This window comes from Humitalea rosea, assembly GCF_003253705.1.
GTDB classification, from domain to species: Bacteria; Pseudomonadota; Alphaproteobacteria; order Acetobacterales; family Acetobacteraceae; genus Humitalea; species Humitalea rosea.
The window spans coordinates 1-1,059 of record NZ_QKYU01000073.1 but is presented as its reverse complement, the minus strand read 5'-3'; the positions used below and the strand labels follow the sequence as shown (position 1 = coordinate 1,059).

3 protein-coding genes are annotated in these 1,059 nt (G+C 70.7%); all 3 read left to right on the top strand.

The genetic code is table 11. The features are described 5' to 3' along the window. Nucleotides 1–369 (top strand): IS66-like element accessory protein TnpA (tnpA, locus tag C8P66_RS23425; protein WP_158537373.1); only part of this gene is annotated, 369 nt, incomplete at its 5' end. After that, nucleotides 366–722 carry an IS66 family insertion sequence element accessory protein TnpB gene (gene tnpB / locus C8P66_RS23420; RefSeq protein WP_111400678.1) on the top strand — a complete coding sequence of 119 codons (357 nt, stop codon included), beginning with the start codon at nucleotides 366–368 and terminating at the stop codon, nucleotides 720–722. The genes tnpA and tnpB, both read left to right, overlap by 4 nt. A gap of 122 nt (nucleotides 723–844) precedes the next feature. After that, the coding region (locus C8P66_RS23710; protein ID WP_146423054.1) for an IS66 family transposase at nucleotides 845–1,059 on the top strand (215 nt) is incomplete at its 3' end.

Here is a 1,059-nt window from a genome sequence, read left to right as displayed (position 1 = left end):
CTGACGGGGCCTGGTCGGCGGCGGACATGGTCGGATGACGACAAGGCGCGGATTGTCGCCGAGGCGGCGCAGCCGGGCGTGGTGGTGAGTGAGATTGCCCGTCGGTGGCAGGTCACGCCGCAGCAGGTGTTCGACTGGCGGCGCCAGGCGCGCAGGGCGCTGGCGGCGACCATGGCGCCGGCGGAGCCGGCCTTCGTACCGATCGTGCCGATGGCGCAGCTCCCCGCGTCGGATCCCGCGGCGCCGGCGTGTCGCTCGGGGGCGAGGATCGAGGTGAGGCTGGCAGGTGCGGAACTGCGCGTCGCGCCCGGCACGGATGCGGCGCTGCTGACCATGGTGCTGCGCGCGATCCGGGCGTCGGCGGCATGATCGCGCTGCCATCGGGGGTTCGGATCCTGCTGGCGACGCGGCCCGTGGACTTCAGGAAGGGCGCACATGGCTTGGCGGCGCTGGCGGCGGAGGTGCTGCAGGAGGATCCCTTCTCCGGCGCGGTGCTGGTATTCCGCTCGCGCCGCGCGGACCGGGCGAAAATCCTCCTCTGGGATGGCAGCGGCCTGGTGCTGATCTGGAAGCAGCTGGAGGGCGACGCGTTCCGCTGGCCGCCTGTGGTGGATGGCGTGCTGCGCCTGACGCCGGTGGAGTTCGCCGCGCTGTTCGATGGCATCGACTGGCGTCGCGTGCAGGCGCTGCGAGAGATACCCAAGCCGGGCGCGCCTGCGTAGAATCGTCGTCACGATGCGCGCTGCTGGTGACGACGCGACGAGATTGCCGAAGGGTCCGGCTTCGTTCATGGTCGGGAGCATTGGCATCAGCGAGGTGATCCTTCCGTGCCCTCAAGTCTAAAATCCCGGCGGGTGTTTGTCTCAGCATCATTGGCACGGAGGGGGATGTCCGCCGGGAAGCGCGACAGGCGCGCAGCAAGCCGCTGGTCGAAGCGTTGTTCGGCTGGCTCGAGGCGCAGCTGGCGCGCCTGCCGGGACGCGCGCCGACGGCGGAGAAGATCCGCTACGCGCTGAACCATCGCGAGGGCCTCGAGCGGTTCCTCGGCGACGGCCGGCT